Genomic DNA, 23,461 nt, shown 5'->3' on the forward strand with positions numbered 1-23,461 from the left:
CTTCCTCCCTGTCTATCGAAAAGAATGAGGCGAACCCGTTGCATGTTCGCCTCGCATCCATACAGCCGGTTTACACTCCGGTCAGATTATTTGAATCAATCTCAGATTCTATTGAATAATGTTGTTTTCCTGGTCTTTTACTTCCGCTTTCATCTCATCCGTAACCGTGATGCCTTGGGCTTCAGCTGCTTTCAGGTTCAGGATCAGATCCAGTTTGTCCGGAACGGTGACTTTCATATCACCAGGATTCGTACCATTTTTTAGAATGTCCGCGGCCATCTCACCAACCTGATATCCATGGTCATAATATTTGAAGCCAACCGTTGCGAAAGCTCCTTTTTCAACGGTATCCCGATCACTGGAAAAGAACGGAATTTTATTACTGTTCGCCGTTTGGATGATCGTATCAACCGCACTCACGACAGAATTATCAAGCGTGATGTAGAAAGCATCTACTTTGCCAACCAGAGAATCCGTTGCCTGTTTTACTTCAGATGTATTCGTAACTGGTGCTTTCACCAGCTTGATATTATGTGTTGCGAGTGCTTTTTCTGCGTTATCTGCCATAACCACCGCATTTGGTTCACCTTCGTTAATGACCAAACCTACCGTTTTCACATCCGGCAGATTTTTAGCGATAAAGTCAGCCAATTGTACGATAGCCTCCGGATTCGTGTCGGATGCACCTGTAACATTGCCGCCCGGCTTGTCCATATCAGTCACCAGTTTGGCACCCAACGGGTCCGTTACCGCTGCAAACAGCAATGGCTTGTCCTTCACTTGTTGAGCCAGAGCCAGCGCAGATGGTGTTGCGATTCCGAGTACGAGATCATTTTTGGAATCACCCGAAATTTTCTGTGAAATGGATAGGTTGTTCGTCGAATCACCCTGCGCGTTATTGTAATCGATTTTGAGGTTCTTGTTTTCTTCAATGCCCGCATCCTTCAGGGCTGCGATGAAACCTTCGCGTGTAGCATCCAGGGATGGATGTTCAACAATCTGCGAGATGGCAATCTGGTATGATTTTTCCTCGCTGCCTCCACCTGTTGTACTTCCCGATCCTTCGGATTCCGTGCCTGTACCGCTGTTATTTCCGCAACCTGCCGCAACGATCATTGAAGCAACCATCATCAGTGACATCCAAAATTTCTTTTTCATGTGTGAGAACCCCTCTCCATCTTATAAAATGTGGTTACCCTTATCGAGATTCCATTGACACGATAGGGCGGGACAAAACAAACGCTTCAACGCATTGTTGCTTTGATCGACAAAAGCAGACAAATATAGACTTTTCTCATGCGACTGAAGTCCATGACCCGTGTTGGTGTTTTATTGTTCCCCTAATATTAAGGGGCGTCCCGATATCCGTCAATGGTTGAACCGCTTCCAATTTAGTTTCATCGTATGGTTGTGATAGAAAACATTACATAAAACATAAAAACCACCCACATTGTTCTGTAGATGGTCGCCATGGGTACAACAAAATAAGGTCCTACTCATGAAAGTCGAGTATGAAGTCTTCTTCTAATCTCGTCCACAAGCATTGTTTTCTCCGCTTCCGATATGGCCTCCGCGATCAATTTGCGTGCCGCAACAGGCGCAATCCAGGGTTCGATATCTGCATAGGCAATACCGGACAACTTCTCATACTCCTCCATAAAGATGCGAATGCTGGCCTCTCTGGTAGCATAAAGAGCAACCGTCGCTTCATGTCGCAGATGCGGGGACAGTATTGCGCAACGAATCATAATGATATATTCGGCCAAGTCGGCTTTCGGATTTCCGGTAGAAGCATTGTTCCAGTCAATAATAAAGGTATCATGCTCTCGAAGGAGTATGTTACCCGGGTTGGGATCACCGTGACATAGTTGCTGCTTCATGGGTAATTGATCCAACTGGGCAATCACGGCAGCTATCTCCGCTCCAGACAAGTACTGTGCTTCATCATGAGATTTTTCATATTTAAAATTTTCAAAAAAAGAGGCATCCCTCCCAATGTACTTTGGGTATGGTCGCCTTATATCAATCAAAGAATAGCTCCAGAGTGCTTATTCCTTTTCTTTTTGCAGTTCCTCTAATTCAGATGAGGTTAGCCCGGTAGCCTTAATAATTATAGCCTGATCAAGACCTAAAGTGAGCATATTCATTGCGATTTTCCGCTTGCTCTCAGCTTCACCTTCTTTGATCCCTTCTTTGATCCCTTCTTCGATTCCTTTTTGAATTCCTTCCTCCATGCCTTTCTTGAGACCCTCTTCTCGTGCGCCCTCAATCATGGAAGCTTCGTCCCACAGAAATTTCTGACGGTCGATATATCGTTGACGTGCTTGCTCATCCTGGCTCAGAAACTCCAATACACTCATGGCTTTTTTCAAAGCCGGTTCCGGTTCGTGCATCATTAACGCCTCCCAGCTTGATCTAGTCATTCCTTTCAGAAATAACAGCCAACGCACCAATCCATCCTTCATTTGAATATTTTCATCATTCAGCTTTGGTATTTCCATAAAGTGAATCTCTATAACGTCCGTCAACGGAATATCAGTATGGTCTTCTCTTAAATGAAATACGTTGTGATACTGGTCATTAGCGAGCATTTTGAAATTAACAATGTTGATCGCTACGCATTTTTTGAGTTGACTATATCTCTGTCCTTCAAGTAATTGTCCGGAATATTGTTTACCCCAATAGAACAAAGTCCTCTTCTCTAAATCATACTGATTAAACAACTGCATTTCAACATTGATTAGCTCACCTTGATCTGTTTTGGCCCGTATGTCCAGTATGGACTGTTTATCTCTCGGTGTATCCTTGTCCAGATAAGGGTTAATTAACACAATCTCGGTCAGTAAAGATTCACCTGCATTTTTGAAGGTATGATTCAGAAAAGCCAAAAGAACATCCTTATTCTCTTCACTTCCAAAGATTCGTTTAAACACATAATCGTTCTTGGGATCAAGCAACTCTGTCATCATTATTCACTCCTACGCGCAAAATGAACAGGATATATCTGCTGAAGTATCAGCAAATATAAGGATGCGAACATGCACTGGATGTTAACTCCATTATAACACGCATCGCCATCCATAAATAGCGTTTATACGTAATTCATTATCAAAAAAAGAGACTATTTCGACGAATCGAAACAATCTCTTTGTATAAAACCAGTTAATTCCCCGACGCTTCGCGAATCTCATACTTGCACCTTTTGCCGCCATCGGCGTAACATTCGGTACGCTCTACCTCAGCTTGAAGTAGCGAGCGGAACAGTTCCAGTTCACAGCGGCAAGCCTGCTTGTAGACACTCGCGACTTGCACAATCGGGCAATTCATTTCCGTAATGACGTAGGTTCCATCTTCTTCTCTGGACGCATCCGCCATATATCCGTTGGCATTCTGGATTCGCGCGAGTTCCTCCACCCGTCCGGCCAGATCCTGGCCCTCCATCTGTGGCAATCCGCTACGAAGCAGCTTGTCCCGGCGACTCTCGAACAATGCATCCACCACACCGCTCCCGGCTGAGTCAGACAATTCTTCAAGTAGCTCCAGCGTAAGGGACGAATATGATTTCGGGAAAAAGCTGTCCCCACGTACCGTCAATTGGTACACCGAGGACGGACGTCCAGCCGTAGCCCGCGCCTCCCGAACCTCGATCCAGCCGTCCTGCTCCAGTGCCGTCAGATGACGGCGAATGGCCATGCCGGTCAGACCCAAATCAGCTGTCATTTCCCTCGCGGTCAATGTGCCTTGCTGCTTCAGCATGAACAAAATCCGTTCACGCGTCGTTCGTTCCTCTTCACGCTTCACGATCAGCACCTGCTCTCCTGCTTATGCGTGTACCGGTGCTGCCTCCCGGCAAGCATCCGAGCAAAAGCGGTTATGCGTCTCTTCGCAATCCTCACAGCTTACGTGCTGCAGGTTGCAGGTTGGACAATTAATATATCGGTCATGTGTCGTTCCACAGTGATAACAGCTGGCAATGACAATATCCTCGTCTGTCCGGTTAATCGGCACAGAGATTCGCTCATCAAACACGTAACACTTGCCATCAAACAGATGGCCTTGTACTTCAGGGTCTTTACCGTACGTGACAATACCGCCGTCCAATTGAGCCACGTCCTGGAATCCTTCATTGATCATGAAGCCAGTCAGCTTCTCGCAGCGAATGCCGCCAGTGCAGTAGGTAATAATCGTTTTGTCCTTCATGTCACCCAGGTTCTCCCGAATCCACTCCGGAAACTCACGGAACGACTCAACATCTGGACGGATGGCCCCGCGGAAGTGACCGATTTCGTATTCATAATCATTGCGACCATCGATAACGATGACGTCATCACGTTGCAAATGCTCATGGAACTCTTTCGGTGAAAGGCGTTTGCCGCTAATCACATTCGGATCAAGGTCTTCGTCCACGCGGAACGTAACCAGCTCTGCTTTGTGACGAACAAAGATTTTTTTGAACGCATGCTCTTCCACATCATCAATCTTAAACACCATGTCGCTGAACAGCGGGTTGGCATGCATGTCTTTCATATACTGTTCCGTCTGTTCAGGAGTTCCGGATACCGTACCGTTAATACCTTCGGATGCGACTAGAATACGGCCTTTCACACCGAGGTCCTTGCAGTATTGCAGATGCTCTTGTGTAAACGTCTCAGGGTCTTCAATCTTCACGAACTTATAATATAAAAGCACGCGGTACGCGCTGTTACACATGTATATCACCTGTTCCTATTCCATGTTGTTATTAGCCGGATCATCCGGCAAGACGACTACGTTGCACCCTTACTTGTAAAAAGAAAATAAACAGCCGCCCGAAACATCGTCTCGAACTGCTGCCTGACATTCGACTTTTATTCCTGCATTCTAGTTTATCGGAAGCGGAATAGCTTAGTCAATATAAATGTATAGAAAGGGATGAAAGATATGGAACATATCTGTCTGCAACAATCATCCTATTCCGAGATCGTAATGACTGAGGTTACAAAGTGATACGATTCATTCTCCAATACCGCCTGCGATAACAGGATTTTATTACCTTCCGGGCTCCAGGCGAGTGGGTCAGAAGCGTTGTCCATATCCGCCGAGATCTGGAACTGTTCTGCCGACTCCGTGTTGGAGACGAACAGTCCTTTCTCATTATCATTCTCGAAATTGATGGTGTATGCAATCTTGGAATCATCACCCGACCAGCTGGTGCCGAAGATCTGCGTACCTCTGGCGAGCGTGGCCTTCTCATTACCTTCCAGATCGGTGAGCACCAGCGCCCGTTTGGTATCCGCCGTTCTTTTCACAATCGCAAGCCTTGTTCCATCATTAGAAGGAATGACCCACTCCACACTTTTCAGCACCTGTTTCACGTCACCCGTCTTCACATCGTATGCATTCAACTGGCCGTCTTCGCCCGTAATATAATAGAGCATATTGCCTGACACTTTGATACTTCGTACATTGAAATTGCCCGTCTCCACCAGTACTTTCGTTGTACCGTCCACACTTGCAGAGATCAGATCACCCTTCATATCGGGGAAAACAACATGTTCATTATCCAGCCACGCGCCCTCTTGTATGAATCCATCCTCCTTACCAGCAGGGGTTGTCTCCCCGTTATGCAGGTTCAGGAAGTAGCCTTTGCCCGTATTTTCCTCCGGCTCCCGGTAGAACAGGTACTGACCATCCGGTGACACCAGCGGTGCACCCAGACTGGCTTCACTTTCCTTGAGCGGCGTGTCTGTACCTTTCGTCAGATCATACATATATAAGTTATGCGGATATCTTTCCTGGCCTTCAACCGTGACGGGTTTCAAGGACTTGTTCTCCTTGTCGGATACAATCCAATCATCACTAAGCCATGCAATTCCGCGCATATTCGGCAATTTATCAATTTTCTCCAACTTGAAGCTCTGGTACACGGACGTGTTAGTATTATCTTTTACTGTAATATCGGTGCCCGTTTTCCCGCCTTGTGCATTGCCCCCCGGCTCTGTTGTTCCCCCACATGCTGCTGTTGTTAACAGAGCAATGGCCCCAAACGTCCCCAAAGCTGCTTGTTTCCAATTCATCATGGTCCCCCCTGGTTTCTCTTCTATAAGACCAAGCATACACATGGCATACTTCCAAAGTTATTCAGACTTGTTTCGAACTTGTAAACTTGAATCAGCCAAAGGGAAAATGAGCTGAAACGTCACACCTTCCCCATCTTCTGGATCATCCGACAGCAGGGTGATTGTACCGCCCTGTTTTTCAACAAACTGCTTCACGAGAGATAGTCCCAGTCCGGTTCCACCGGTTTTTCTGGCTCTGTCTTTGTTCACGGTATAAAAGGGTTCAAAAATCTTCTCCCGTGCCTCTGCCGGAATCGGCGTACCCGAGTTGTAGATGCGAATGACCGCTTGACGCTCCTGCATCCGTAGTTCGCTCTTTACCTGGATCACACCATCCGGAACGTTATATTTGATCGCATTATCCAGCATGTTGATGAAAATATGCATAAGACTCTCCCGATCGCTACGGATCACCGCCGGTTCAAGATCCAGTTCCATGTTCAGCGCAAACTTCTCCGCTTTTCCACGCATCCGGCCACAGGCATCCTCCAGCAGAGCACTGACCTCTACATCTTCGGCCTGATTCTCGAAGTCGTACTTCTCTAGGGCAGATAAATGTAGTACTTTCTCCACCATCTCGTACAGCCGCTCTGTTTCTTTGCCAATGTTACTCGTGGCATCATCAAGCAGTTGCGGATCATCCTTATACATGTCGAGCAGCTCCACATAAGCTTTGATCGACGTTAGCGGTGTCTTGAACTCATGGCTGATGTTACCGATATATTGTTTCTGCTGCTGTTCCAGCGCCTGCAGCTTCTCTATGGCCAGTTGCAACTTCTGCTGCTCCGCATGCATGGCTGTGATGTTTTGCTGAATGGATGTACTCATATAATAAATGCCCTGCCCCAGCTCTCCCAATTCATCCTTGCGCCTTACAGGAGACTCCGTAATGTAGTTCCCTTCTCGAATGAAATCTGCGGACCTCTTCAGCCGGGTAATCGCAACGGCAAACCGATTGTAGAACAGATAACCTAATATGAAACTCAGCGCAACAACAGTAATCCCGGCCCATATGAACAATTGAAGGATGCGAGTATAGAATTCATGGTAGCTTTGGACCGGATATTGCATCCATACAGCACCCATCTGTCCATCCGGACCGTCCAATGGTGCGGCATAGAGCAAGGTATCCCCTTGTTCATGATAGGCAATTTTATTTTGCAGTGCATAGTTAAGCGTATCCTGAACAATCGCACTCTCCCCGGAGCTGATCGATGAACCGACTTGCTGGCCATTCATATCATAGAGCGCTATCGGCAATCCGGTAGAATTGGCTAGTTCCTGTGCAAGCCTGCGGCCGTTTTGTTGTAAAAAAACGTCCTGTTCGAGATGAACGGACTCCGTATAGTAGGCTTGTCTCACGTTCAAGTTGACCAGCCGTGTCTGTTGGGACAGAATACCCTCAATCTGTGACTGCTGATTGCGTTCAATACCGCGCAGAACCAGTGAACTAAGCACAACCACGGTCAGGATAAGCAAGGCTGCCAGAAAAACACTGAACTTCAGCTTGATGCTGACTCTCATATGGCCCCGCCTGTTTCAGGCGCAGAAGCTTTGTAACCAATCCCGTACACGGTCTGCAATTTTTGCTGATCTGTATCCCCGATTTTCTTGCGCAAACGCTGGATGTGAATGTCCACGGTCCGTGTCCCACCTGCATATTCCATGCCCCAGACCCGGGCCAGCAGATCGTCTCGTGTGTACACACGCTCGGGATTGGACATGAGAATGGTCAGCAGGTCGAACTCTTTTGGTGTCAGATCCAGCTTCTCCTCATTCACGGTCACCGTGCGGTGAGCAACATGAATACGCAGTGTGCCATTCACGATGGCCTGATTCTTCGAATCGTCAGGTGGTGGACTGCTTTTCTCGACACGGCGCATGAGCGCTTTCACCCTTGCGAGCAGTTCACGGATCTCGAATGGTTTGGTCATGTAATCATCGGCGCCCATTTCCAGGCCAACGATTTTGTCCACGATATCATTTTTGACGGTCAGCAAAATAATGCCGATATCCTCCCGGTCTTCCAGCCTGCGGCATACGCCGTATCCATCAAGCCTTGGCATCATGACGTCCAGAATCATGACCTGTGGGTGAAACGATGCGACCTTGACCAAGGCCTCTTCGCCGTCACTCGCAGTATCTACTTCATATCCTTCGCGCCGCAGCGCGTAAGCAATAGCACTGACGATACTTGATTCGTCATCTACCACGAGCACTTTTTTATTCATGGGATTCATCCTTTGCTGCAATGTCATCAAACGCTTTCTGCATCTATGTTAACAAGGAGTCGCGGATTCGCCAACACTATCAATCGTTCCTGCTAAAAAACTCACTATTGACTAGATTTCCAGAATCAAATTATGTAAAATATTTGATTATAAGAATATATATTTATTATAATTACAATATTGTATTAAATGTATAATAAGTTCATATACCCCCTATTTAGTTTTATGATAATCACCTTTAATTTGATATAAATTCAATATTTGGAATTATATTCTTTACTTTATTATTTCCTCATGTTACATTATTTCATGTTAATACTTTTTTATGGAAGATATAGAAAGGTGACGATCTTTTTATGTTTTTTCATACAGCACCTAGATTCTTACATAATTTGATTTTTCAAAAAAATTAGAGGAGTGTAACGAAAATGGAAAAAGGAATCTTTGATCTTGATGTACAAATTAAAAAATCAGAAGGTACAGTTCAGCCACAAGCTTTAAGTATTTGGAACTGCACTGGTGGTTGCGGAGAGCAAACAAGAACTGCCAATACTTGCGCGCCTACTGCAGGAGTAAAATGTTTCTCTAATATTGGAGCACTTTGTTAATTTTTTCACAATCATATTTTTTTCGTTCAACTACTTGAAGAGACTGAATAAGTCTCTTCTTGTTATTTTGAACAACATTTTTTTACTAGAGCGTGTCTTCAAGTTTAAGCAAGCTGCACCATAATGGACACCAAAGCTAAAAAGAGACTTGAACGTACACGTTAATTTATCATACCGAGTCTCCAAACGAAGTTAACTCTTACTTTAATAAAGAAGCATTCCACCCAATGACTCTTTGTAGACATCACAATCATATTTTAGGATCACTTGGCGATTTTTTATTTTGGGAATATCTGGTATGGCTGCGAGACGTCCTCCTTGTGGTTTTCGTTCAGGTGGACAAATCTTGAATTAGACACAATTGTCTCTCGTGAATTTCGTATCTTGTACGCATTTAACATAATATCTCATGTATTACCATTTAATCTATTCGAAGAAATGCTCTAGAAGGAGGGTTATAATGCCTGATATTGTTATGGAAGTGAACAACCTAACTAAAGTGATAGGCAAACGTGAGATCATTCAAGAAACTTCGTTCAACTTGGAAAAGGGAAAAATTTATGGTTTCATTGGTCCGAATGGTGCAGGCAAAACTACGATGATGCGCATGATGACAGGATTGATGCATCCAAGTAATGGCCATGTCAAGATAGATTCATACGAAATAAACAAAAACCGAAAAAATGCATTAGCACAGGTGGGAGCAATTATAGAATCGCCCATTTTTTTTGAATATATGACAGGTAGGCAAGTATTACGCAATTTGGCACGACTGCATCCTGATCTGCCTAAATCTGATAGGGAAAATCATATTCAAGAGTTGCTTGAAAGGGTTGGGTTGGGAGATAGAGGGAATGATCGAGTTAAGGGGTACTCGCTTGGAATGAAGCAACGTTTGGGTATTGCTCAGGCACTGCTAGGAAACCCGAAACTTCTGCTTTTAGATGAGCCATCCAACGGTCTTGATCCCATGGGGATGAGAGCATTAAGAGATATCATCCTTAGTTTGAGAAACGAATTTAACTACGCTTTTTTTATCTCAAGCCATTTACTGGATGAGCTCCAGCAGATGTGTGATGAATTAATAATCATAAAAAGTGGAAAGGTTATTTGGAAGGGTCCTACGGCCGAGTTAATCCGTGATGGCGAAAGGTTAGAAGATGCTTTCGTGGAGTTAATGAGAGCATGATTACGTTATTCAATAGTGAGTGGGAACGACTTTGGTCCAAACGTTGGACATGGCTATTGGTTTTGGCTATCCCTGGTCTTGCTTATATGACAGCCAGTTTTTTTGAAACGCTTCAAGTTGATCATGACACGCTATCTCAGCTATTTATTCTTACAGGCTTACGAAATAACTTGTATTTTCCCGTTGATATCATTATGGCTGTATTTGCAGCTTCTATATTCACCGAGGAATATAGAGGCGGTCAGTTGAGATATGTTTTTCTTCGTCAATTTACCCGCAAGCAAATCTTTTTTAGCAAACTATTGTTGATTTGTGTTTGTATTTTTCTGATGCTCATCTTGTTTGCAGTTTGTTTGATAGTTACCGGTTATTTTTTTCAATTCAATGAAAATGGTTTGCTGAATTATTCTCTTGAGGCTCTTAGCTACACTTTTGTATATTACGGGTTTGCATTTGTTTCACTCTTAGGGATAACCAGTTTGTTTATTTGTATTTCGATGTACAGCAAAAATGTCACATATGCAATCGGGGGCTGTATGCTTTACATTTTAGCATCATTGTTACTGGACGGCGCAGTTATTAAACTTGCGGCAGTATTCAGTGACATTCCTCTATTAGAACTCAGCATTACCTATTCCTTGATACCTTTTCTACAACATACTGGTTTGAACGAAGTTATAGACGGAAATACAAATGTAATTGTGGCTATATTATCCGTTGTCGTTGTACATCTTATTGTTTTCCTATGGGGAGCCTACCATCGCTTTGTGAAAAGTGACTACTTATATTAGGGGGTAAACATGTTAGGCATATGGATTAGTGAATTGGAACGAGATTGGAAAAAAAAGTCTAAGATTGTACTATTCTCTGCTTTTTTAATTGTGATTATTTTCAACATTTGGGGTTTAAGTTCGTCACAAAAAGGAGTATTTCGTTTTGGAGAAGGCAGTATTTTGCTAAATAATCTTAACGCTCCCTGGTTTATGATGGATGGAATGTCATTATTAATGATGGCGGCACTGCTGCCTATTTTTTATATTGATCAGTTAAGTGGCGAATTGAATTCTGGCGCATACAGATTGTATGCACTTCGTCCATACCGAAGGTTCGAACTTTGGCTGGGAAAACTGTTGGCGTTGGCTACAACGACTGTTGTTGGGATCGGAATTGTTTACATTATTTCTATGATTGGATCAAAAACCTTTTTTTCTAGCAGCGATACAGCGGCACTTTACGGTTTTAAGGACGAAGTAGGAAGGTTACCAGCAGAATGGTATACGATCAAATTCTATGGTATTTTTCTACTTACCTGTCTTGTTAAGTTGCTATTCTGCAGTGCTATTTGTGTGTTTATCTCAAGGCCAATCATAGCCTTTCTCGTGATTTTCGGATTATCTATTGTACTTTATCATTATATAGCAACAGAATTAGTTTTTTTATTTGACCCTTTTCGTCCAATTTTGCTTTCTCTTCAGTCAGGAGGTTCAATCAGTTTTTGGCTATATTTAATTGGATCCAGCATTCTTTTTGGGGCAATCAGTTTTTTGGGTTGGCAAAGAAAAGTAATATGACAAGTGTCTCTTGTCTGGCATCTAGTGGGAGGAGAATATGATGAAACGTTATTCGTATAAAACACTGGATTTTTTCATGTTGAGAACTCCAGTTTTACCCTTAAATAAATTTTTTTCTTGTTTCCCCGAGCAACATTCTCTTATTGAGAATGTTGCTAGTTATTCTTTGGAAAGTTTGATGCAATTATCTCGTAAACCTGAGATCAGGGAAGCGATCCTTGTTGCAAGCCCTAGCCTATACAGGTCGCTTTCTAAAATTGATGAATTCAAAAATAAGTCTAATGTGATTGAAGCGCAAGTTGTATCAAGCGTAATGAAGTATGTAATCCGGATGATGAGTAGACCTACTCCTTTTGGATTATTCTCAGGCATTACTGTTGGCAGGTTTTCAGCCAAATCTCAACTTGATATTAAGGAGATATCTCATTATCGTAAACGAGCACGACCTGATATGGGATGGATTCTCAAACTAATAGAACAACTTGAAAACGATCCACAGATATTGGAACAACTAACTATTTACCCGAATGCATTAATTTATAAACAAGGTAATAGAGCTAAACTCCCCTTCTTAACGAGATATGGGAAAATGAAAAGTGGAGCAAATGATAGCATCTCTGTTAAAGCAACCATTGTATTTGACTGGATTATGAATTATTTATCTTTCCCCCGAAAGTTTTCCAAGGTATTGAACCAAATGGAACTGGAGTTTCCGGGAACAGACCGCGAAATTATCAATAATTACTTGCAACAACTCATAAAAGAAGAGTTCCTCATTACTGAACTGCGACCGTCCACTATAGATAAAGATCCGTTCTATCATGTTTTTAGTCTTGTGAATGGGCTCCAGGGAGTAAATGATATAGGAAAAAAATTGCATGAGATTCACGAAACGATAATGTTATATAACGAGACTCCTGTTGGAGAAGGAATAGAGACTTTCAAACAACTTAGTAGAATGACGAATGATTTTATTCCGATGGAGACACCCACTATACAAGTGGATTTGTCACTTGCAGATCAGTCTATCAGACTCAATGAGCATATTCGCAAAGACGTGGAAGAGGCAGCATACATCCTTAATATGCTTTCACACTATTCAGAAGATCACCTGAAAAGATATGTAGAAGATTTTCTAGAAAGGTATGGCGATCTTAAAGAAATCCCCGTTTTAGAATTGATTGATGATGAGCTTGGGTTGGGTGCTCCGGCGACGTATCGTTATCCTGAAAACCGTAAAAATTCATATGCGTTAAAGCGCAGAGATTCTCAGGGTAAAATGAAACAGGAACAATTATTTATGGAACTGTTGGTATCCGCAATACATAAAGGCCAGCATACAGTTGAATTGGATGAACACGTTATACAACAACTGGAAGGATCCAATGATTCCCAACTACCACCATTACCATCTATGGAATTGTATTTTTCCCTTCACACGTTGGATCAAAACAGTCTTGATCATGGGGAGTACAAACTGGTGCTGGCGCCTAATCCCGGTTCAAACGGAGCGGGAAAAACTTTCGGTCGTTTTTTAGATATCCTTGAACCCAATCTCCAAAAAGATTTAACACTGATTTCAAAAAAAGAAAAGGACTTGTATCCTGATGCAATGTGGGCAGAAACATCTTTTCTTCCCACTTCGGGTAAATCTGCGAATGTAATGCTTACGAAGAACTACCGGGACCATGAAATTCCGCTTAGTCATGGTGGGATAACTCCAAACGAACAGATCATATCCATGTCTGATCTTGTCGTAGGTGTAAAAGAAGGAAGGTTATATATTAGGTCCGTATCCCAAAACAAGGAAGTAATTCCAACTGCAGGTCATATGTTCAATTATCATCATGCGCCGAACATCTATAGATTCCTGATGGAGGTTGGCTTGATGAGATTTGATCAATGGTCCGCCCCAGACTTTGGGTATTTAATGAATGCCCCATTTATGCCAAGAATTCAATATAAAAAAATTGTGTTGTCTCCTGCAAAATGGAATCTTCGTTACCCTAATAATAATTTGAAAGAAAGTATTAATGCAGACAAATTAAAGAATTGGGTTTTAACATTTTTGAGGGAATGGAATGTTCCAAGATATGTTTATTTGATTGATTCAGATAATCGAATTTTACTGGATTTGGATCATCCGCTACATTTAAGTGAATTATTAAAAAATTTAAAGACAACACGACATATAAATTTAATCGAACACGCCGGTGGATTTGAAAATTTGCCTATCCATCGTAGTGATGGTTGTTTGGCTGCTGAATTTGTGTTTCCACTCATTATAGACGATGCTATACCAATTAAAGGAAGTTCACCCGTTTTCCCTTTCAAAAAGCTATCGGACAGAGGGGTTTTAGGGAAAGATATCTATCTCCCTGGCAATGAGTGGTTTTATGCTAAATTATACGGATTGGATAGCAGACAAAATGAATTCCTTGCTCTTTATTGGGAGGAATGTGTGAACGAGGCTAAAGATATTGGTTTAATAGAACAAGCTTATTTTATACGCTACGCTGATCCTGATCCGCATGTTAGGGTAAGGTTCAAGTTCAAATCCAATGATAAATCTCAGCTATTCGCTCAGTTATTTAAAAAATGGAGTGACGAGTGGTTTAAGGATGGTTATATAACTAAATTCACACTAGAAACTTATGAACCTGAGATAGAAAGATATGGCGGAACGGAGTTAATGAAGTTAGCAGAATCTCTGTTCTCCGAAGATAGTTATGTGGTGGCTGGATTAATTCGTCTAAACCGTTTCGAGAGACGTGAATTTGAGATTGAACAAATTGGTGTACTTAGTGTAATTCATCTTCTTACTCATCTAGGATACAACAAAACTGAATGTTTCGAAACTTTAAATGAAAAGTTTGATGTTAAAGATTACCTTCAAGATTTTCGCAAGGTCCGCAACACATATATGGATATGCTTAATGTTCTTTTTGGTTTAAATACTTCCCAAACCGCGGCTTCGGAGAAATTCACACAAGAACTATTGCCCGTTTTCGAATCAAGAGCAAACAGCAGTTTAAAATACTATCAAAAGCTGGAGAAACATCGTTCAGAAGTTTTATTGACGAATAGTACAGACGACATCGTGTTTAGTATTATTCACATGCACTTAAATCGACTAATTGGAACTGATCGAAAGCTGGAACAGAAAATAATGATACTAACACGCCACGCGATGAACAGCTTGATACAATACCATAAAAGAAAAAGAACGGAAAACTTGAGCAGTGTATGAAGTGTTTTTGTAAATAAAAAATCATAAACGGAAAATGGAGTTTTTATGTGGAATTCAGCGAAAAGCAGTATGAAGTTATTTTCACTAATTTTTCAGACTAATAAAGTATTGTTTATAATTAGTGCAATATTGCATATCCTACAAGGTTTGATTCCCTTTTTTAGTTTGGTTGTAATGCAGAATATGTTGAATGGGATTTCATATTCTTTGATGCATGGAGCGGATCTAGTACGCATACCTTTTATCTTGTTTGTTATTGTGTACGCAGTAAAATTAATCATTAATTCAGGACAAACCTATGTGGAGGGAAATTTAGAAGCTTCATTAGCGAAGTCTTTGAATATCATGATCGGGAAAAAATCAACTCAACTTGGACTTGCTGACTTCGAAAATTCGTCTATCAACGATCAATTAAAACGTGCAACTCAAGAGGCAGCATTTCGGCCATATCAGCTATATAGCCAAGTAGCGGGTATTATCTCTGGTCTTATCACTGTAATTTCATCCTCAACTTGGTTGTTTCTATGGAAATGGTGGACTGTACCGATCATTCTCGTAGTCTCTTTGACATCTCTGTATTCTTTATTCAAATTAAACAAACAACAATTCGATATCTATATGAAAAGGACCCCTTTATATCGTCAATCATGGTATCTGACGCATTTGCTTACAAATGATCGGGCAGTTAAGGAAGTCAAAGTTTTTCAATTAAGCACTCATTTACTTAACAGGTACTCTGAATTGCTCGAAAGCTTTTATAAAGTAGACAAGAAAATGTTAGGAAAGCTAACTAAATACACATTTATTTACAATTTTTTTGAGCTTGCAGTGATGCTTTGGTTGGTTTGGTTTGTCATTCAAGAAACATTGTTAAGTACCTTGATGATTGGCAGTTTGTACGGGTATATTCAGGCAATAGTACTTACACAAAGTCAAATACAGTCCATAATGAGAAGTTTGTTACAATTTTCCCAAAACCATCTCTATATGGAGCAATTGTTCCTGTTCTTTGAGTTACCAACATCTGACCCTGTTTCTCGATCATCTCTGCAAAACAAACAATGTGATTTTAGCTTAGAACGCCTAGAACTCAAGAATGTTTCTTTTCAGTATAATGGGAATGACAAAATAGCGTTGAAGAACATTTCCCTATCGTTACGAAGGGGGCAGACTATAGCTATAGTTGGTAAAAACGGATCAGGAAAAACAACGTTAATGAAAGTATTAATGCAACTTTATGACAATTACGAAGGTGAAATTATCGTAAACGGAAAAAATATAACCGATTACGATCTGAATATGTATCAAAAAAAAATCGGTACTGTTTTCCAAGATTTTGTTCATTATGAAATGTCTGCCAGAAACAACATAGGTTTTGGTTCATTGGATCAGTTGGACCAAGACCAAATGATACTAAATGCAGCCAAATACGCATCTATTGATGATGTAATCCATTCTTTGCCCCAGGGCCTTGATACGCAGTTGGGTAAATGGTTTGAAGAAGGTCAGCAATTATCTGGCGGGCAATGGCAGAGGTTAGCCATTGCCAGAGCTTTCATACGCAATGCCGATTTGTACATTTTAGACGAACCTAGCGCGTTTTTAGACCCGGTTGCAGAACGAGATTTGTTGGAGTTATTTCTTGATTTAATGAAAGATAAGATCGGTGTGTTCATTACTCACCGACTATCTTCTGCACGCCTTGCTCATCAAATAATTGTCATGGAGAACGGTGAAATTATTGAACATGGGACACACGAGAAATTGCTTAGTGATAATGGTACGTATGCTGAGATGTATCGTATACAAGCTAAAACATTTCAGGAAAACAGCGTTGAGGAGGTATATCAGCATTGAATATTGTGGAAAACCCTAATTTGAACAGATGGTTGAGTTTAGAAGGCGACTTAAGAAACAGAGTTGCAAGCACATTGGACTCTGTTGCAGAACGATATAAAAATCCAAGCGAAATTTTAATAAAATCTCAAAATTCTATATTAGCTGTTGATGGATTCGAAGTAGAGCGGTGGACGGAAGAAAGTCTGAGTAACGGATATTCTGGAATTTGCCTATTAATGGGGGAATTGGATTATCTCCAACCGGATGCTGGTTGGGATTATATAGGACATCAGTATTTAAAGGAATTGCAGAATAAGCTTGAACAAACGGGGTTGCATGATTTGTCATTATATGGCGGATTACCCGGTGTTCTAGTGGCTACATATTCCCTATCGAGGAAAGGCATCCGTTACCAGTCAATGACAGAAGGTATTGCAACTTGGATGGAAGAACTAGCAATTAAAAAAGTTAATGAACTAGTTAAAAATTGGGGAAGTACTGATATGAAAATTGGTGATTATGATACGATCCTTGGCCTAAGTGGGCTTGGAAGAGTTATTTTATCATATTATGATCGCCCGGGAATGAAAAAAGTATGGGAACAGATTGTAAATTGGTTCAAATTATATTGTGCAAAGAAGGGAATAGGGGAAGAAACCGTTCCTGGATGGCATATTTCTGCTTGGAGCCAATTTCATGCTAGTGAGGCAAAACAGTATCCTTCTGGAAACTTCAATTTAGGGCTTTCCCATGGAATTGCGGGGCCCATTTCACTTATGAGCATTGCGATACTTAAAGGACTACCTGCTGAACCCTTAAAAGATGAATTAAGGACACTCACTGATTGGCTTGTTGGGTGGAAAGTCATTGGTGAAGACGGAATATACTGGCCTGGCCGGGTTTCATATGAAGAATGGGAATTGGGCAATCTGCATATTGAAAATAAAATACATCCAAGAGATTCGTGGTGCTATGGAACTCCTGGTATTGCGCGTGCAATATGGTTGGCAGGCAATGCTTTGGAAAATAAAGAGTTATCTGCTCTTGCACTTGAATCATATCTAAATATGGAAAAACGCATAGATATGGACGGAGGGTTGATTTCACCAACTATTTGTCATGGTCTTTCAGGTTGGCTTCTACTGATCCAACGGATGTACTCTGAAACTGGGGAAGAACGTTTAAGAATGATGCGTGACCGCCTTGTAGAAAAGGTTCTGGATTTCTATAATCCGGAATCTATATTTGGATATTGCGACATAAACTGGATTGATAATAAACTTCAATATATTGATGAAGCAGGCCTTTTGAACGGAGCAGCTGGGGTTGCTTTGGTTTTGGCATCATTATTATCAGATAAAAGTCCTGAATGGGATCAAGTGTTATTGATACATTAAATGAAAAAAAAACGATCATTTACTGACCCCAGACGTATCCATGAATCGTTCTCATCAAGCTCTGCAATGTAATTGGAATACCCAGTAATAATGTTGCGTCGACAGTCCCACTTCCGCGGCAACCTCCGCCAGCCCTAGCGCCTCATACAGCCCAGTCTCGATCAAGTACAGACTCTGGCCAATTATAGCGCTATACTGACTTATGGAAAGTGAAGCAGAATCTTTGGCTAAACCATCACCGAGAAAAGGAAAGTTACTCGGTGATGGTTTAGCCATTATTTTAGCGTTCACTGTCCTAAACGGCAGGAACGGTCTGCGGAACAACCTCTTCGTCATCATGTTCCACCAATTCATGTTTCTCCCAAGCTCTACTCTTCCAGCGGAAGTACATAATGACCGCACGCGTCCACTCATCAGCCGCAATGGCAAGCCACACACCCGCGAGCCCCAGATGAAGCTGGAATATGAGCAGGTACCCCAGTGGCAGACTCATGCAGACCATGGAGATCAGCCCCATGTATACCGGGAATTTTGCATCCCCTGCCGCACGCAGGGAACCAATGATCACAATGTTGCAGGTACGTCCGGTTTCGAGCAAAAGACTGAGCAAAATTACTTGAGCCCCCAGCTTGATAATTTCCGGATTATCCGTAAATATGCTCATCAGAGGCACACGGAAAAAAATGATGATTACATCAATGATAACCGTGGCCAGAAGGGCCCATTTTACACTGTCAAAAACACGTTTGTACGCATCGTCTTTGCGCCGCGCACCCACAAGCCGGCCTACAATGATCGATGTCCCCATACCAATCGCCATGCTGAACAAGTAGATATAGCTGGAGATATTACCCGCATACTGTTTGGTTGCCATAGCTTCTGCGCCCAGATAGGTCACATACAGCGTGAACACGAGCTGGCAGGAATGATATACCATCGATTCCATCGCAGACGGAATGCCAATCCGCAGTATTTTGCCAATAAAATGTTTGGACAACTTAATGTAGTATTCGAAATCCACCCGTACCTCGCTCACACGATACAACAACCAGAAGAAGATCAGCAGGCAGATAAACCGGCTTCCCACCGTGGAGATTGCTGCCCCTTCCACCCCAAGCTTCGGCAGGCCGAAGTGTCCAAAGATCAATGCATAGTTACCAACAACGTGAATCACGTTCATGAATACAGCAACATACATCGTTTCTTTGGTGTAACCATGTGTACGGATCGTCGCAGCCAGCGCATTAATGAGTGCCTGGAGGAAGATACCGCCACCGACGATATTTATATACGAACGGGCAAAATCATAAATTTCGCCTTGAATATTCAGAAGTGTTAGCAATTGTCCTCCAAACAGAAGGAAGATTCCGCTCAGGACCAGACCTACGATAAGATTCAGTGTGATCGCATTACCCGTAACTTGTGCTGCTTCACTTAACTTTTTCGATCCGATATATTGTGCGACTACAATCGCAGCACCATGTCCAATGACTTCCAGTACAAGGATAGCGATAGAAATAATCTGATTGGCTGCTCCAACGCCGGAGACCGCATTATCGGATACCGAGCTGAGCATGAGCGTATCCACGCTCCCCATCAACATAAATAAGAAGAGTTCCAAGAAAATAGGCCATGTCAGTCGAATCAGATTCAGATCCTTGGCATCAGAACGAAGGGACTCTTTGGTTGAGGATATTGCTGTCATTTTCTCACCTTTCCCATGTGGGCTTTAATTCTTAGGGTATGTTAGCACAGGTGGTTTGAAAATGCAGTAGTTTTGCGAAAATAGTTGAAAGTTTTTTGCAATTCAATAAATAGGTATTTTCAGCGTTTTCATCGAGCCCCCCTTCCGTACGCCTGTCAGAGGTTGTAGAAGACAAAAAAGGCCCCTCCCAACCCGCTTTTAAGCAAGTAATGGAAGGACCTTAGGTCCTCAGCCTTTTAACCTTTAACCGAACCCGCAGCAATGCCCTCCACGATTCGGTTACTCAGGATGAGAAAAGCAATCAGGATCGGCATAATGCTAATCATCAGCGTTGCACCAATGGCTCCCCAATCCGTTGTATATTGACCGATAAAGTTTTGTACCCCAACAGTTAGGGTTTTGTACGAATCTGTACTGATGAACGTATTAACAAAGATGAATTCATTCCAGTTATAGATCATGTTGATGATCGCCGTTGTTGAAATGACCGAAGACGTCATCGGCAGCACAATCCGAAAGAAAATCCGATGCACGGAGCAGCCATCCATCACTGCGGCTTCTTCCACTTCACGGGGAAGCGCGTAGTAGAATCCGAGTAGAATCATAATGGTAATTGGCATATTAAAGGCAATATAAGACAAGATGACTGACAAAGGATGATCTGTGAGATGAAGCTTCAGGAACAAGCTGAACAGCGGAATCAACGTGGAGTGTACTGGGATCATCAGACCCACCATGAATAACCCCAATACCAACGAACGCCCCTTCCAGCGCATACGTGTAATGGCAAAGGTCACCAGACTGGCAAATAGCACAGTGAACACAACCGAGACCACCGTAATCCATACACTGTTGAAGAAGTACAAGCTGATATTTCCCTCTGTCCATACCTTGACATAGTTTTCCCAACGCGGAGTAGCAGGAAGGGAAAAAGGCGCCATGTCGAATACTTCCTGATTATTTTTAAGCGAGAACAACAGCAGCCATACCAAGGGCAAAATTTGCAGCAAAGCTACCAGGGACAAGAGGAAATACAGCAGAATATATCCGAATCTCCTTAACCATGCCGAACCTCGGCCTGTCCCCGGGTACGTTGGCAATCTAACGGCCGTATCCGTCTTCACTTGGATGGACCTCCTTTCATTTCACTAGGGCGTGTCTGGAAACTCCGAAGGTGGCAGATTTTGCCGAATTTTCGTTCCAAGCAAGGAAATTTTCCGCAGGCGTGCCGGGGCACGTCAAGGGAAAGTGACGCAGCAGGGGGCGAAAAGGCGGTAAAAGATGCACTTCAGCGAGTTTTCAGACACGAACTAGCGTCAGGAATACTGGATCGTATCTTTGGATGCCGTCGCTTTTCGAAGCAGCCAGGTAACCAGCAGACAGATCAAGAGCAGGAAGAAACCTACAGCACTGCCGTAACCAAAGTCGAAGCTACGGAACGCCTGACGATACATATAGGAGGCCATCACTTCGCTGGAACCATTCGGTCCGCCATCGGTCATCACGTAGATGAGATCGAAATACTTGAGCGAGCCTACCACAGCCAGTACCACAGTCACCTTGATGACTTCTGTAATAAGGGGCAACTTGATTCGAAAAGCGATCTGCCAAGGGCTTGCTCCATCAATCCGGGCTGCTTCCACCAGAGATTCCGGAATATTTTTGAGTGCCGCATAATAGATCAAAATATAGAAGCCTGCATACTGCCACAGTATCGGTACGAACAATGCATACAGCACCAGGGATGGTTCCGCCAGCCAGGCTGGCGGATTGCTGAAGCCGATCGCTTCCAGAAAAGTGTTCAGCACACCATTGCTGGGATGATAGATCTTCAGCCATAACTGGGCGATCGCGACCGAAGACAGCAGCATCGGGATCAAATATATTTTGCGGAACAGATTGGCACCCTTGATCTTGCCTGACAGCACCAAGGCAATCATCAGATAACCGATCAGACTCAGCGCGGAGAACAAAGCAAGCAAAAAAGTATGACCCGCACTCTGCCAGAATGTTCCGTCTTGAAGCAGTCTGGCGTAATTATCCAATCCAATAAAGGTCATTGCACCGATCCCGTCCCATTGCATCAACCCATAATACCCGGTGAGCACGATCGGGATGTAAACCAAGACCAGCAGCAGAAGCAGTGCAGGAAGCACGTACAACGCAGCAACGAGACGGTTGGACATGACTTTGTCCATCACATTATCCTCCCTTCAAGCGTTCAAACGTGTGTACGTCAATTGCCTTTATCAATCGCAGCCTGATGATTCTTCACAAAGTCCTCCGGTGTTACCGCTTTGCCAAACAACGCCTGAATCATGTCCAGATGTGCCTGAGCGGCTGCCGGTTTCATCTGTACATCTGCAAAGAGTGTGAGACTGCTGGCCTGATTCAATTCGTTCAGCAGGTCAATATAGAGCTGTGGCAGCTGTACTGCAGCCGTATCCACTTTGGTTGCCGGGATGACGCCTGCTTCAGTCACTGAACTTTCACCCCATTTTTCTACAAAGTATTGCACGAACTTCGCCGCTTCTTCCTTCACTTTGGAGTTCTGGGCCACGAACAGCCCTACGCCTGGTCCACCTACCCAGCTGTTAATATCGCTCTTGCCATCTTCCATCGTTGGGAATTTGAAAAATCCGATCTTGTCCTTGAATTCCTGCGGGATGTCCGGGTTAGTCGTGAAGTTTGGCAGTTCCCAGGTGCCCATCAGATACATAGCAGCCTTTTCGTTCATGAATTCGGATTTGCCCTCATCGTTGGACAACCCGTTGAAGCCTTTGTTGAAGGCATTCATATCCACCAGCTTTTGTACCTCGGCAGCAGCTTGAGTCAGCGCAGGATCGTCAAACTTGCCGGAGCCATTGATCGCCTTTTCCAGTGCATCTCCACCTAACCGATTCGCCAGATACATATACCAGAGTGAACCAGTCCAGCGGTCTTTATTACCCAGTGCGATCGGAACCTCACCGTTCTCTGTCAGTGTCTTCAGCACACTCAGGAATTCATCGTATGTTGCTGGCGGCTGCAAATTATATTTCGCAAAAATGGCTTTGTTATAATAAATGGGGGAGATATTCAACTCGATTGGTAGCGCATATGTTTTGCCGTCTATGGCATAGGCTTCTGTTGTTCCGGCTATGAATTTGTCGCCCAGCGAGCCGCTGAGCAGATCATCGACCGGTGCGAACAGATTCCCCTTCACATAAGGCTCCAGAAATCCAGCAGCCCAAGTTACACCCACATCGGGAAGTTCATTGGATGCCGACAGGATTTTCAATTTGTTCTTGTATTGTTCATTCTCCAGCACTTCCTGCTTAATGGTCACATTGGGATGATCCGTCTGATACTGCTTGATGATATCGTTGACCAGTTTGTTTTGCTGTGCGGAACTGCCTGCTGGCCAGAGGTGCATGAATTTGAGGGTTACTTTCCCATCTGTGCCGTTGCTGCCTGTTTCACCCTCTTGATCCGAACTTGAACTGTTACATCCGGATAAAATTATGGCGAGAACCAGCGTCCATGACAGAAGAATGGCCATCGTCTTTTTGCTCATTATTCCAACCCCCTTGG

Annotated in this window: 19 protein-coding genes; 7 read left to right on the forward strand and 12 right to left on the reverse strand. The window is 43.1% G+C overall.

Annotated features, from left to right (window positions below; all coding sequences use genetic code 11):
* Positions 1 to 108: 108 nt before the first annotated feature.
* The 8 genes from NZ043_RS07590 to NZ043_RS07625 all read right to left on the reverse strand — a co-directional run bounded on the left by NZ043_RS07590 (position 109) and on the right by NZ043_RS07625 (position 8,329).
* Positions 109 to 1,158, reverse strand: coding sequence for an ABC transporter substrate-binding protein (locus NZ043_RS07590; RefSeq protein WP_133386212.1), 1,050 nt, complete (start codon positions 1,156 to 1,158; stop codon positions 109 to 111).
* Between the two features lie 338 nt (positions 1,159 to 1,496).
* Positions 1,497 to 2,030 carry a phosphotransferase gene (locus NZ043_RS07595; protein ID WP_339311291.1) on the reverse strand — a complete coding sequence of 178 codons (534 nt, stop codon included), beginning with the start codon at positions 2,028 to 2,030 and terminating at the stop codon, positions 1,497 to 1,499.
* An 18-nt stretch (positions 2,031 to 2,048) separates the two neighbouring features.
* On the reverse strand, positions 2,049 to 2,969 hold the full coding sequence (locus NZ043_RS07600; protein ID WP_339311293.1) for an Rpn family recombination-promoting nuclease/putative transposase: 921 nt from the start codon (positions 2,967 to 2,969) through the stop codon (positions 2,049 to 2,051).
* A 193-nt stretch (positions 2,970 to 3,162) separates the two neighbouring features.
* The gene (locus NZ043_RS07605) at positions 3,163 to 3,810 is read right to left on the reverse strand and encodes a winged helix-turn-helix transcriptional regulator (protein WP_084174359.1); all 648 of its coding nucleotides are present in this window, start codon (positions 3,808 to 3,810) and stop codon (positions 3,163 to 3,165) included.
* A 12-nt stretch (positions 3,811 to 3,822) separates the two neighbouring features.
* Complete coding sequence (locus tag NZ043_RS07610) at positions 3,823 to 4,710, reverse strand: rhodanese-related sulfurtransferase (protein ID WP_133386216.1); 888 nt, start codon at positions 4,708 to 4,710, stop codon at positions 3,823 to 3,825.
* Between the two features lie 239 nt (positions 4,711 to 4,949).
* Positions 4,950 to 6,059, reverse strand: coding sequence for a hypothetical protein (locus tag NZ043_RS07615; protein ID WP_339311295.1), 1,110 nt, complete (start codon positions 6,057 to 6,059; stop codon positions 4,950 to 4,952).
* Between the two features lie 57 nt (positions 6,060 to 6,116).
* On the reverse strand, positions 6,117 to 7,622 hold the full coding sequence (locus NZ043_RS07620) for a HAMP domain-containing sensor histidine kinase (protein WP_339311297.1): 1,506 nt from the start codon (positions 7,620 to 7,622) through the stop codon (positions 6,117 to 6,119).
* Positions 7,619 to 8,329, reverse strand: coding sequence for a response regulator transcription factor (locus NZ043_RS07625; RefSeq protein WP_339311299.1), 711 nt, complete (start codon positions 8,327 to 8,329; stop codon positions 7,619 to 7,621). Before NZ043_RS07625 ends, NZ043_RS07620 begins: the two co-directional genes overlap by 4 nt.
* Before the next feature lie 428 nt (positions 8,330 to 8,757).
* Between NZ043_RS07625 and NZ043_RS07630 the strand changes: the two genes are divergently transcribed.
* The 7 genes from NZ043_RS07630 (at position 8,758) to NZ043_RS07660 (ending at position 18,183) form a co-directional block, all read left to right on the forward strand.
* On the forward strand, positions 8,758 to 8,937 hold the full coding sequence (locus NZ043_RS07630; RefSeq protein ID WP_064641713.1) for an FDLD family class I lanthipeptide: 180 nt from the start codon (positions 8,758 to 8,760) through the stop codon (positions 8,935 to 8,937).
* A 460-nt stretch (positions 8,938 to 9,397) separates the two neighbouring features.
* Positions 9,398 to 10,126 carry an ATP-binding cassette domain-containing protein gene (locus NZ043_RS07635; RefSeq protein ID WP_124116695.1) on the forward strand — a complete coding sequence of 243 codons (729 nt, stop codon included), beginning with the start codon at positions 9,398 to 9,400 and terminating at the stop codon, positions 10,124 to 10,126.
* Positions 10,123 to 10,917, forward strand: a complete 795-nt coding sequence (locus tag NZ043_RS07640) for an ABC transporter permease (RefSeq protein ID WP_133386219.1) — start codon at positions 10,123 to 10,125, stop codon at positions 10,915 to 10,917. Before NZ043_RS07635 ends, NZ043_RS07640 begins: the two co-directional genes overlap by 4 nt.
* Before the next feature lie 9 nt (positions 10,918 to 10,926).
* Positions 10,927 to 11,697 (forward strand): ABC transporter permease, encoded by a 771-nt coding sequence (locus NZ043_RS07645; protein ID WP_133386220.1) that lies wholly within the window; start codon positions 10,927 to 10,929, stop codon positions 11,695 to 11,697.
* Between the two features lie 37 nt (positions 11,698 to 11,734).
* Positions 11,735 to 14,947: a lantibiotic dehydratase gene (locus NZ043_RS07650; protein ID WP_133386221.1), complete on the forward strand. Its 3,213-nt coding sequence runs from the start codon at positions 11,735 to 11,737 to the stop codon at positions 14,945 to 14,947.
* A gap of 45 nt (positions 14,948 to 14,992) precedes the next feature.
* On the forward strand, positions 14,993 to 16,804 hold the full coding sequence (locus tag NZ043_RS07655) for an ABC transporter ATP-binding protein (RefSeq protein WP_133386222.1): 1,812 nt from the start codon (positions 14,993 to 14,995) through the stop codon (positions 16,802 to 16,804).
* A 5-nt stretch (positions 16,805 to 16,809) separates the two neighbouring features.
* Positions 16,810 to 18,183, forward strand: a complete 1,374-nt coding sequence (locus NZ043_RS07660) for a lanthionine synthetase C family protein (protein WP_240768227.1) — start codon at positions 16,810 to 16,812, stop codon at positions 18,181 to 18,183.
* Between the two features lie 295 nt (positions 18,184 to 18,478).
* Here the strand turns inward: NZ043_RS07660 and NZ043_RS07665 are convergent, their stop codons facing one another.
* From NZ043_RS07665 to NZ043_RS07680, 4 genes are all read right to left on the reverse strand, one after another.
* Positions 18,479 to 19,888 (reverse strand): MATE family efflux transporter, encoded by a 1,410-nt coding sequence (locus NZ043_RS07665; protein WP_133386225.1) that lies wholly within the window; start codon positions 19,886 to 19,888, stop codon positions 18,479 to 18,481.
* A gap of 236 nt (positions 19,889 to 20,124) precedes the next feature.
* Entirely contained in the window at positions 20,125 to 20,988 is an 864-nt protein-coding gene (locus NZ043_RS07670; protein ID WP_249913772.1) for a carbohydrate ABC transporter permease, read from the reverse strand.
* 216 nt (positions 20,989 to 21,204) lie between these two features.
* On the reverse strand, positions 21,205 to 22,086 hold the full coding sequence (locus tag NZ043_RS07675; protein WP_091035825.1) for a sugar ABC transporter permease: 882 nt from the start codon (positions 22,084 to 22,086) through the stop codon (positions 21,205 to 21,207).
* A gap of 38 nt (positions 22,087 to 22,124) precedes the next feature.
* Positions 22,125 to 23,444: an extracellular solute-binding protein gene (locus NZ043_RS07680; protein WP_339311304.1), complete on the reverse strand. Its 1,320-nt coding sequence runs from the start codon at positions 23,442 to 23,444 to the stop codon at positions 22,125 to 22,127.
* Between the last annotated feature and the right edge of the window lie 17 nt (positions 23,445 to 23,461).

The sequence above is a fragment of the Paenibacillus sp. FSL k6-2145 genome (genome assembly GCF_037976585.1).
Taxonomy (GTDB): Bacteria; Bacillota; Bacilli; order Paenibacillales; family Paenibacillaceae; genus Paenibacillus.

Bases quoted from the DNA above. Each gene is read 5' to 3' on its own strand.
- NZ043_RS07655 (WP_133386222.1), top strand. From the start codon at position 14,993: ATGTGGAATTCAGCGAAAAGCAGTATGAAGTTATTTTCACTAATTTTT.
- NZ043_RS07675 (WP_091035825.1), bottom strand. From the start codon at position 22,086: ATGGACAAAGTCATGTCCAACCGTCTCGTTGCTGCGTTGTACGTGCTT.
- NZ043_RS07615 (WP_339311295.1), bottom strand. From the start codon at position 6,059: ATGATGAATTGGAAACAAGCAGCTTTGGGGACGTTTGGGGCCATTGCT.
- NZ043_RS07630 (WP_064641713.1), top strand. From the start codon at position 8,758: ATGGAAAAAGGAATCTTTGATCTTGATGTACAAATTAAAAAATCAGAA.
- NZ043_RS07590 (WP_133386212.1), bottom strand. From the start codon at position 1,158: ATGAAAAAGAAATTTTGGATGTCACTGATGATGGTTGCTTCAATGATC.
- NZ043_RS07680 (WP_339311304.1), bottom strand. From the start codon at position 23,444: ATGAGCAAAAAGACGATGGCCATTCTTCTGTCATGGACGCTGGTTCTC.
- NZ043_RS07650 (WP_133386221.1), top strand. From the start codon at position 11,735: ATGATGAAACGTTATTCGTATAAAACACTGGATTTTTTCATGTTGAGA.
- NZ043_RS07600 (WP_339311293.1), bottom strand. From the start codon at position 2,969: ATGATGACAGAGTTGCTTGATCCCAAGAACGATTATGTGTTTAAACGA.
- NZ043_RS07625 (WP_339311299.1), bottom strand. From the start codon at position 8,329: ATGAATAAAAAAGTGCTCGTGGTAGATGACGAATCAAGTATCGTCAGT.
- NZ043_RS07610 (WP_133386216.1), bottom strand. From the start codon at position 4,710: ATGTGTAACAGCGCGTACCGCGTGCTTTTATATTATAAGTTCGTGAAG.
- NZ043_RS07640 (WP_133386219.1), top strand. From the start codon at position 10,123: ATGATTACGTTATTCAATAGTGAGTGGGAACGACTTTGGTCCAAACGT.
- NZ043_RS07645 (WP_133386220.1), top strand. From the start codon at position 10,927: ATGTTAGGCATATGGATTAGTGAATTGGAACGAGATTGGAAAAAAAAG.
- NZ043_RS07620 (WP_339311297.1), bottom strand. From the start codon at position 7,622: ATGAGAGTCAGCATCAAGCTGAAGTTCAGTGTTTTTCTGGCAGCCTTG.
- NZ043_RS07635 (WP_124116695.1), top strand. From the start codon at position 9,398: ATGCCTGATATTGTTATGGAAGTGAACAACCTAACTAAAGTGATAGGC.
- NZ043_RS07665 (WP_133386225.1), bottom strand. From the start codon at position 19,888: ATGACAGCAATATCCTCAACCAAAGAGTCCCTTCGTTCTGATGCCAAG.